10 protein-coding genes are annotated in these 8,543 nt (G+C 71.1%); 4 read left to right on the plus strand and 6 right to left on the minus strand.

Annotation, left to right across the window (positions count from 1 at the left end; all coding sequences use genetic code 11):
- Both ACGF5C_RS33955 and ACGF5C_RS33960 read left to right on the plus strand, forming a co-directional pair.
- Positions 1-528, plus strand: a 528-nt coding sequence (locus tag ACGF5C_RS33955) for an RNA-guided endonuclease TnpB family protein (RefSeq protein ID WP_393308380.1), incomplete at its 5' end; no start/stop codon positions are given.
- A complete protein-coding gene (locus ACGF5C_RS33960) occupies positions 522-1,010 on the plus strand; it encodes a GNAT family N-acetyltransferase (protein WP_393308382.1) in 489 nt (162 codons plus the stop codon). The genes ACGF5C_RS33955 and ACGF5C_RS33960, both read left to right, overlap by 7 nt.
- Positions 1,011-1,039: 29 nt before the next feature.
- Here the strand turns inward: ACGF5C_RS33960 and ACGF5C_RS33965 are convergent, their stop codons facing one another.
- Positions 1,040-1,426 carry a DUF4190 domain-containing protein gene (locus tag ACGF5C_RS33965; protein WP_393308384.1) on the minus strand — a complete coding sequence of 129 codons (387 nt, stop codon included), beginning with the start codon at positions 1,424-1,426 and terminating at the stop codon, positions 1,040-1,042.
- Between the two features lie 165 nt (positions 1,427-1,591).
- On the opposite strand from ACGF5C_RS33965, the gene ACGF5C_RS33970 reads away from it, so the two are divergent.
- Complete coding sequence (locus tag ACGF5C_RS33970) at positions 1,592-2,662, plus strand: winged helix DNA-binding domain-containing protein (RefSeq protein WP_393308396.1); 1,071 nt, start codon at positions 1,592-1,594, stop codon at positions 2,660-2,662.
- A gap of 168 nt (positions 2,663-2,830) precedes the next feature.
- Entirely contained in the window at positions 2,831-3,367 is a 537-nt protein-coding gene (locus tag ACGF5C_RS33975) for a YsnF/AvaK domain-containing protein (protein WP_393308386.1), read from the plus strand.
- Positions 3,368-3,428: 61 nt separating this feature from the next.
- Here the strand turns inward: ACGF5C_RS33975 and ACGF5C_RS33980 are convergent, their stop codons facing one another.
- The 5 genes from ACGF5C_RS33980 to ACGF5C_RS34000 all read right to left on the minus strand — a co-directional run bounded on the left by ACGF5C_RS33980 (position 3,429) and on the right by ACGF5C_RS34000 (position 8,434).
- Entirely contained in the window at positions 3,429-4,634 is a 1,206-nt protein-coding gene (locus tag ACGF5C_RS33980; RefSeq protein ID WP_393308388.1) for an ABC transporter ATP-binding protein, read from the minus strand.
- A 9-nt stretch (positions 4,635-4,643) separates the two neighbouring features.
- Positions 4,644-5,477: a carbohydrate ABC transporter permease gene (locus tag ACGF5C_RS33985; RefSeq protein ID WP_393308390.1), complete on the minus strand. Its 834-nt coding sequence runs from the start codon at positions 5,475-5,477 to the stop codon at positions 4,644-4,646.
- 1 nt (position 5,478) lies between these two features.
- On the minus strand, positions 5,479-6,474 hold the full coding sequence (locus ACGF5C_RS33990; protein WP_393308392.1) for a carbohydrate ABC transporter permease: 996 nt from the start codon (positions 6,472-6,474) through the stop codon (positions 5,479-5,481).
- Positions 6,475-6,550: 76 nt separating this feature from the next.
- Positions 6,551-7,840, minus strand: a complete 1,290-nt coding sequence (locus tag ACGF5C_RS33995) for an ABC transporter substrate-binding protein (RefSeq protein ID WP_393308394.1) — start codon at positions 7,838-7,840, stop codon at positions 6,551-6,553.
- Between the two features lie 348 nt (positions 7,841-8,188).
- Positions 8,189-8,434, minus strand: a complete 246-nt coding sequence (locus tag ACGF5C_RS34000) for a hypothetical protein (protein ID WP_393308398.1) — start codon at positions 8,432-8,434, stop codon at positions 8,189-8,191.
- Positions 8,435-8,543: the final 109 nt, after the last annotated feature.

An 8,543-nucleotide genomic window follows, 5' to 3' on the forward strand; every position in this document is an offset into this window, starting at 1 on the left:
GGCCTGCACAAGCACACCACCCGGCTGGCCCGCACGTACGGCACGATCGTGGTCGAAGACCTCAACGTGGCCGGCATGCTGCGCAACCGGCGGCTAGCCCGGCAGATCACGGACGCCGGCTTCGGTGAGATCCGCCGACAGGTGACGTACAAGACTGAACGCAACGGCGGCCGGCGGATCATGGCCGACCGCTGGTATCCCTCCAGCAAAACCTGTTCGGACTGCGGCGCGGTGAAAGCCAAGCTGCCGCTGCGTATCCGAACCTACAACTGCGACTCTTGCGGCTTGGCCCTCGATCGGGACCTGAACGCCGCGCGTAACCTCGCCGCGCTCGCGCGTGAGGTCACCACCGCCGGGAGTGGCCCGGTGGCAGGACGTGGAGCCGACCGTAAGACCCGCCCCGGCGGGCCGGTGGCCGTGAAGCGTCAACCCGGCCCCGCTCAGGCGGATAAGACCGGGACCGTCCCACCGCAAGGCGGGACATGCCGATCAGTCGCTAGAGCGCACTGGCAGGTAACGGCATGCTGATCAGGGACGCCACCGCCGAGGACTGGCCGCGGATCTGGCCCTTCCTCCGGGAGATCGTGGCCGCCGGCGAGACGTACACCTGGCCCCGCGACGTCGACGAGGAACGGGCCCGGACGATGTGGCTGGTGCCCCCGCCGGGCCGCATGGTCGTCGCGGTCGACCCGGACGGCGCCGTGCTCGGCTCGGCGAAGCTGGTGCCCAACCAGCTCGGGCCCGGCGACCACGTGGCCAACGCCAGCTTCATGGTCGCCCCGACCGCCGGCGGGCGCGGCCTCGGACGCGCCCTCGGCGAGCACGTGCTGGCGCTCGCCCGCGCCGACGGCTACCGGGCCATGCAGTTCAACGCCGTCGTGGCGACGAACACCCGGGCGGTGGCGCTCTGGCGCTCCCTGGGCTTCGAGGTCGTCGGCCGGGTACCCGAGGCGTTCCGGCACCCCGACCAGGGGTACGTGGACCTGCTCGTCATGCACCGCCGACTCTGAGCCTGCGGGCGACCGCCGCGGCACAAGGGTCAGTCCAACCGGTCGCGCAGGTCGTCGACCTGCCGCTGTATCCGGTCCACGGCGCCCTCGTTGTTGAGGAAGGTGGTGATCCCGGCGGCGAAGGCCAGCCCGATCAGCACCGCCAGAGCGCTGAGCACCAGGCCGCCGAGCGCCACGCCCCGGCCGGTCACCCCGGGCCGGCGGGCCATCTTGAGCCCGACGATGCCCAGGATCACGCCGATGATGCCGAGCAGCAGGCCGATCCAGGACAGGATCACGGTCAGCACGCTGATCAGCGCGGCCACCCCGAAGACCAACGCGAAGGCCGCGGCGGCGCTGGTCTTGGCCGACGGGCCCGCCCGGCCGGCCCGGGTCGGTGCGCCGGCACCCCGGGCCGGCTCGCTGGACGCAGTCATGTCGCTCCCTCCGGGGCGCGTGACGCGCCCGCCGGCGGCCGGTTTCCCGCTGCGGCGGCCGTCATGCGTCGGATGTCGGGGGCCGGTCCTAAGCTTTTGGCCCTGCCCCGACCCGAGGAGCCCGATCCCGTGGACCTGACCGGCCGTGAGGCGCTCGCGCTGCGGATGACCAGCCTGCTGCTGCGCCCGCACCCCACCGCCCAGCCGGGCGGGGTCGCCGACGTGGTGGAGTGGTTCGGGGCCATGCAGGCGCAGGACCTGGCGAGCGGCATGTGGTCGCTCGGGGTCCGGCTGCCCGCGCTCGGCCACGCCGACGTGCACGCCGCACTGGAGCGCCGGGAGGCGCTGCGCACCTGGCCGATGCGGGGCACCGTGCACCTCGTGCCGCCCCGCGACGCCCGCTGGATGCTGGAGCTGACCGGCGTACGCTCGCTGGCCGCCGCCGCGACGCGCCGCGCGCAGCTCGGGCTGGCCGACGCCGACGCGGACCGCGCGGTCGACGTGCTCGGCGCCGCGCTGGCCGGCGGCGGCCGGCTCACCCGGGCGCGGTGCCTGGCGGCGCTGGAGGCGGCCGGCATCGGCACCGCCGGGCAGCGCGGCTACCACCTGCTCTGGTACGCGAGCGTGCGGGGCGTCACCTGCCTCGCGCCGAACGTGGGCACCGAGCAGACCTTCGCCCTGCTCGACGAGTGGGCACCCGCGCCGCACCGGCCCGACCGGGACGAGGCGCTGGCGATCCTCGCCCGCCGCTACGTGCGCGGCCACGGGCCGGTCACCGACCGGGAGTTCGCCGGCTGGACGGGCCTGACGCTCACCGACGCCCGCCGGGGCCTCGCCGCGGCCGGCGACGCCCTGGCCCGCGTGCGGGTCGACGGGCAGGAGGCGCTGGTCGACACGGCCCTGCCGGACGCGCCCCGCGCACCGGTCGACGACGACCTGCTGGTGCTGCCCGGCTTCGACGAATACCTGCTGGGCTACAAGGACCGTTCGCTGATGCTCGACGCCGCGCACCGGGACGCGATCGTGCCGGGCGGCAACGGCGTCTTCCAGGCCACGGTCGTGCGCGGTGGTCGGGTCGTGGGCACCTGGAAACGGGCGGTCGGTCGGGACCGGGTGGCCGTGACGGTCCGCCCGCTGGCGCCACTCGGCGCGGCGCAGCGGGCCGGGGTGGAACGCGCCCTCGGCCGCTACGCGGCCTTCCTCGACCGCGCGCTCCACGTCGACTGGACGGCGTGAGTCGTCCACACCGCCCCACAGGTCCCGGTGGCCCCGGTGGCCCCGGTGGCCCCGGTGGCCCCGGTGGCCCCGACCGCATTGTGCTGCTCCTGTTCACCGGGCCACCGACGAATCCGCTCCGGTCGACCGGGTATCCGTCCGGCGACACGAGAGGGAGGTAGACGATCCATGAAGCTCAGCGCACAGCAGGCCAGTTCGCTGTACGGGCAGGACGTCAAGGACCGCTCGGGTTCGAAGATCGGCAGCGTGGGTCAGATCTGGACCGACGCCGCCGGCGAGCCGACCTGGGTCAGCGTCAAGACCGGCGTGATGGGCCGGAAGGAGTCGATGGCTCCGCTGGACAAGGCCCGGATCACCGACGGCGGGCTCGCGGTCGACTACGACACGTCCACCGTGAAGAACGCCCCCGCGGTGGACGCCGGCACCGACGAGCCGCTGAACACGGCCCAGATCGAGCAGCTCTACGCCCACTACCACCTGCAGCCGCAGGGCGCGCCGAGCGCCGCCCGGGGGCGGGCACCGGCCGCGGGCGAGGACCTGATCCGGTCCGAGGAGCGACTGCGGGTCGGCACGGAGAGCCAGCCGGCCGGCACGGCACGGCTGCGCAAGTACGTCGTCACCGAGGACGTACACACCACGGTGCCGGTCGAGCACGACGAGGTGTACGTCGAGCGGGAGCCCATTGCCGCCGGCGACGCCCGCTGACCACCGACACGGCAAGGGGCGGGTGGGTCGTCGCGACCCACCCGCCCCGCGCGTCGTCGCGTCAGTCGGCGAGCGCGCCGGCCGCCCGACCCTCGTGCAGGGTCAGGTTGCGCCCGGTCGACGGGTCGAACAAGTGGATCTTCTCCAGGTTGAACCAGACCCGCCGGCGCCGCCCCTCCTCCACCGGCGACTCGGCCGACAGCCGGGTCACCAGGCTGGCGCCGCCGCCGCTGAAGTCGGCGCCCGCGTCGGCCGCCAACTCCTCCAGCTCGGCGGCGCTGGCGCGCTCCCCCTCGACGCTGAAGTAGACGTACTTGTCGGAGCCCATCGACTCGACGATGTCGACCGGCGCCTCGAACTCCATGCCCCGGCGGCGGGTGTCGTCGTCGATCAACGCGGCGTCCTCGAAGTGCTCCGGACGGATGCCGAGGATCAGCTCGCGGGAGGCGTCGCCGCCGGACAGCTCGCGCCGGATCCGCTCGCCGATCGGCACGTCGCCCAACGCCGTACGCAGCTTGCCGTCCTCGACAACCGCGTGCAGGAAGTTCATCGACGGCGAGCCGATGAACCCGGCGACGAAGAGGTTGCGCGGGTGGTCGTACAGCTCCTGCGGCGGGCCGACCTGCTGCACGGCGCCGCCCCGCATGATCACCACGCGGTCGCCGAGGGTCATCGCCTCGGTCTGGTCGTGGGTGACGTAGACGGTGGTCGTGCCGAGCTGCTTCTGCAGGCGCGACACCACGGTGCGCATCTGCACCCGCAGCTTCGCGTCCAGGTTGGACAGGGGCTCGTCCATCAGGAACGCCTTCGGCTGCCGGACGATCGCCCGGCCCATCGCCACCCGCTGACGCTGGCCGCCGGAGAGGTTCGCCGGCTTGCGGTCCAGCAACGGCGTCAGCTCCAGGACCTTGGCCGCCTCCTCCACCTTCTGGTTGATCGTCTCCTTGTCCAGCTTCGCCAACCGCAGCGGGAACGCCATGTTCTCCCGCACCGTCATGTTCGGGTAGAGGGCGTACGACTGGAACACCATCGCGATGTCCCGGTCCCGGGGGGCCTTGTCGTTGACCCGCTCGCCGCCGATGCGCAGCTCGCCGGAGCTGATGTCCTCCAGGCCCGCGATCATGTTCAGGGTGGTGGACTTTCCGCAGCCGGACGGGCCGACCAGGATCACGAACTCGCCGTCGGCGATCTCCAGGTCGACGTCCCGCACCGCCGTGGTCCCGTCCGGGAACCTCTTGCTCACCTTGTCGAGCACGATGTCAGCCATGACTACCACCTATCCCTTGACTGCGCCGGAGGTCAGGCCGGAGACGATGCGGCGCTGGAAGAAGAGGACGAACAGGATGATCGGAATGGTGATCACCACGGCGGCGGCGCAGATCGCCCCCGTGGGATCCTCGAACTGCGACTCGCCGGTGAAGAACGACAGCGCCACCGGCACCGTGCGGGCCCGCTCGGTGGAGGTCAGCGTGATGGCGAAGAGGAAGTCGTTCCAGCAGAAGATGAAGACCAGGATCGCCGTGGTGAACAGCCCCGGCGCGGCCAGCGGGGCGATGACCCGCCGGAACGCCTGGCCCTGGGTCGCGCCGTCCATCTTCGCCGCCTTCTCCAGGTCCCACGGGATCTGCTTGAAGAACGCCGACAGCGTGTAGATCGCCAGCGGCAGGGCGAAGGTGATGTACGGCAGGATCAGCCCCGGCCAGGTGTCGAAGAGGCCGAGCTGCCGCTCGATCTCGAACAGCGGCGACACCAGCGACACCTGCGGGAACATCGCGATCAGCAGCGATACGCCGACCAGCAGCTTCTTGCCGGGGAAGTCCAACCGGGAGATCGCGTACGCGGCCATGGCGCCGAGCACCACGGCGATCAGCGTGGCGATCAGCGCGATGCCGATCGAGTTGACCAGGGCGCGGACGAACTGGTCGGTGGAGAAGATCGTCCGGTAGTTGTCCAGCGTCCACTCGCGCGGGATGAACTTCCCGTCCGTCAGGGTCGCCGGGGTCTTGAACGACAACGACATGATCCAGAGCACCGGCACCAGCGCGAAGACGACCACGATGGCGTCCAGCAGGCCCCAGCGCAGCCTGGCCCGGGTGGTGGTCTCAGCCATCTCAGCGCCTCTCCCCGTCGTCGCTGCCCGGAGCAGCGGTACCGAACAGCTTCACGAAGACGAAGGCGATGATCGCCACGGCAATGAAGATCAGCACCGACATCGTCGACCCGATGCCGAGGTTCAGGCCCCGGATCAGGTTGTTGTAGGCGAGCATCGACACCGACGAGGTCTCGTTGCCGCCCGCGGTCAGCACGAAGATGTTGTCGAACACCCGGAACGCGTCCAGGGTGCGGAACAGCAGCGCCACCAGGATCGCCGGCTTCATCACCGGCAGCATCACCTTGGTGAACCGCTGCCAGGCGGTCGCGCCGTCTGTGGAGGCGGCCTTGAGTAGGTCCTCCGGCACCAGCGCCAGGCCGGCCATCAGCAGCAGCGCCATGAACGGCGTGGTCTTCCAGATCTCGGCCAACATGATGATCGCCAGGGAGCTGGCCCGCTCCGTCAGCGGCGCGCCCTCGCTGAACAGGTTCGCCAGGTAGCCGGTGCCGGGCGTCCACGCGTACCGCCAGGAGAACGCCGCGACCACCGTGACGATGCCGTACGGGATCAGCGCCGCGGTGCGGACGATGCCCCGGCCGACCAGGGTGCGGTGCATGATCAGCGCCAGCCCCATGCCGAGCACCAGCTCGATCGCGACGGTGACCACGGTGATCAGCGCGGTCACCCCGAACGCCGTCCACCAGAACTCGTTGGTCAGCACGGTGACGTAGTTCTCCAGCCCGATGAACTCGCGCTCGTCGGGGAAGCGCAGGTCGAAGCGCTGGAGCGACAGCCAGACCGAGTAGAGGATCGGGTACGCGGTCACCAGCACCATGACCAGCGCGGCGGGGGCGCAGAGCAGCCAGCCCAGCCGGCGCTCGGCCTTCTTGTTCTCGCTCAGCGGGGCCTTCCGGCCGCGACCGCCCCGCTGGGCCGGCACCGCGGCGTGCCGACCGGCGGGTCGCTCGGCCCGCGCGGTGGCGTCGGCGCCGGCGGGCGTGGCGTTGACGCTCATGCCGTCGCCTCCTGCGGGTGGGCGACGGCCCTAACGGCCGCCGCGCCGGGTCGCCCGGCTCGCTCGCTACGCCCGCTCACGGCAGGACCCCCTTCGAGTCGAGGGCGTCGGCGATGGCGTCGCGCAGCTCGTCGGCGGTCTGCTGCGGCCGGATCGCCGACGGCGGCGACAGGATCGCCGACATGACGGTGGAGATGCTCTGGTACGCCGGGGTCAACGGCCGGACCGCCGGGTCCTTGAGCTCCTCGAGGATGGTCTCCTTCATCGGGTACGCCTCGGCCATCTCCGGGTCGTCGTAGACCTTCTCGATGGTCGGCGGCACGCCGTCGTTGATCGCGGAGAACTTCTGGTTCTTCTCGTTGCGGATGCACCGGGCCGCCTCGAAGGACTCCTCGGGGTGCTTCGAGTACGCGCTGACGGCCATGTTGACCCCGCCGATGGTGACCTTGCTCGGGGTGTTCTCGTCGACGCCCGGGACCCGCGCCCAGCCGACCTGCTGGGCCAGCTCCGGGTTGGCCTCCTGCATCGCCGGGTAGACGAACGGCCAGTTCACCTGGAACGCGCCGCTGCCGGACTGGAACTCCAGCCGGACGGGGTCCTCGGTGGCGTTACTGAACGACGGCGACGTCACGCCCGACGCGGCGAACCGCTGGAGCTGCTCCAGCGCCCGGACGGTGCCGGCGTCCATCACGGCCTGCTCGCCGTCGTCGCTGAGGATCTTGCCGCCGGCGCTCTCGGCGAGGGTGTTGTAGAGGACCACGAGTCCCTCGTACTGCGCGCCCATCGTGAGCACCTGGTACGGCTTGCCCTGCTGCTTCAGCTCCTGGGCGGTGGAGATCATCTGGTCCCAGGTCTTCGGCGGCTCGGGGACGAGGTCCTTGCGGTACCAGAGCAGCTGCACGTTGGTGTTCTTCGGCGCGCCGTAGAGCCTGTCCTGGTAGCGGGCCGTCTCCAGGGGGCCGGCGAGGGTGCCCTGCTCCACCTCGACCTTGTCCTGGCCGGTCCACTCCAGGATCCAGTCGGCACTGGCGAACTCCTGGGTCCAGGTGACGTCGAGGCCGAGCACGTCCATGCCGCTGTCCTGCGCCGCCAGCCGGCGGACCAGCTGCACCCGCTGGTCGTCCGCCTGCCGCGGCAGCACCCGATAGGCGATCTTGTAGCGCCCCTGGGCCTGCGCGTTGCAGTCGTCGACGACCTTCTGCAAGTTCTGCTCCGGCGGGTAGTACAGGTTGATCGTGGGCGTACCGCTGTCCCCGCCGGAGCCGCAGGCTGCCGCCATCGGCGCCACCAGCGTCAACGCCGCGGCCGCGGCCACCGCGCGCACGCGTGGCCGTCCCCGGCGTCGGGCCTTGTCAGGGTCGCTCATCACCCCTCCCTCTGTCGGCCAAGGCCGGGGTGATGCTCCGCGCCCCGGCGCACGGCGGAACGATCAGGGCGCTGACCTGCGGATCCGCCGCCCCCGGCGTTTCGTGGCCCCAACACTGCCCGACCTGCGAAGTCGCGAAACCTGACGCTGGTGAGACGACCCCGACAGGCCCGTACTTGACGGGATTACCGCTGTCGCTGGTCCGGTCAACTACCCGGAGGATTCCTCCTCGTCCGTGGCGCATCAGGTAGGAGATCAGCTCCGAGGGAACTCTCTCCATCTCCAGACGCTGCCCCTCGAAGTAGCCAGCCGGGCACTCGACGGTGCCGACGGCCGAACGGGATACTCCTACGGTTGTCGGTCGGCCGGTTCAAGACATCGGGTTGGCCGAGCAGGGGTGTAGACCTCGTGCGCGACGTTTGAGGTAGCGGTTGATCGCTCTCTTGCTAGGCCGTCCGTGGTGCGGGTCTTCGCGATCCGGCTGATCACGATGCGCCGCAGCGCGTAGTTGGCTTGGCGATCACCGCGGCGGTTCAGGCGGTGCCGGTGGGTGTCGCCGGAGGCAGCTGGCAGCGTCGCGGCGCCACAGAGCATGGCGAATGAGGCCTTGGGCTGTGTCAAGGATCTTGGACAGGTCTTCGTGGATTTGCTGGTCAGGCTGCTATCAGGGTCTGGTGTTCGGTGAGGGCTTCGGCGGGGGTGC

Origin of the sequence: Micromonospora sp. NPDC047620 (genome assembly GCF_043205005.1) — a bacterium.
Classification (GTDB): Bacteria; Actinomycetota; Actinomycetes; order Mycobacteriales; family Micromonosporaceae; genus Micromonospora.

Coding starts and splice junctions, on each gene's coding strand:
- ACGF5C_RS33995 (WP_393308394.1), bottom strand. CDS start 7,840: ATGAGCGACCCTGACAAGGCCCGACGCCGGGGACGGCCACGCGTGCGC.
- ACGF5C_RS33985 (WP_393308390.1), bottom strand. CDS start 5,477: ATGGCTGAGACCACCACCCGGGCCAGGCTGCGCTGGGGCCTGCTGGAC.
- ACGF5C_RS33990 (WP_393308392.1), bottom strand. CDS start 6,474: ATGAGCGTCAACGCCACGCCCGCCGGCGCCGACGCCACCGCGCGGGCC.
- ACGF5C_RS34000 (WP_393308398.1), bottom strand. CDS start 8,434: ATGCTCTGTGGCGCCGCGACGCTGCCAGCTGCCTCCGGCGACACCCAC.
- ACGF5C_RS33960 (WP_393308382.1), top strand. CDS start 522: ATGCTGATCAGGGACGCCACCGCCGAGGACTGGCCGCGGATCTGGCCC.
- ACGF5C_RS33980 (WP_393308388.1), bottom strand. CDS start 4,634: ATGGCTGACATCGTGCTCGACAAGGTGAGCAAGAGGTTCCCGGACGGG.
- ACGF5C_RS33965 (WP_393308384.1), bottom strand. CDS start 1,426: ATGACTGCGTCCAGCGAGCCGGCCCGGGGTGCCGGCGCACCGACCCGG.
- ACGF5C_RS33975 (WP_393308386.1), top strand. CDS start 2,831: ATGAAGCTCAGCGCACAGCAGGCCAGTTCGCTGTACGGGCAGGACGTC.
- ACGF5C_RS33970 (WP_393308396.1), top strand. CDS start 1,592: ATGACCAGCCTGCTGCTGCGCCCGCACCCCACCGCCCAGCCGGGCGGG.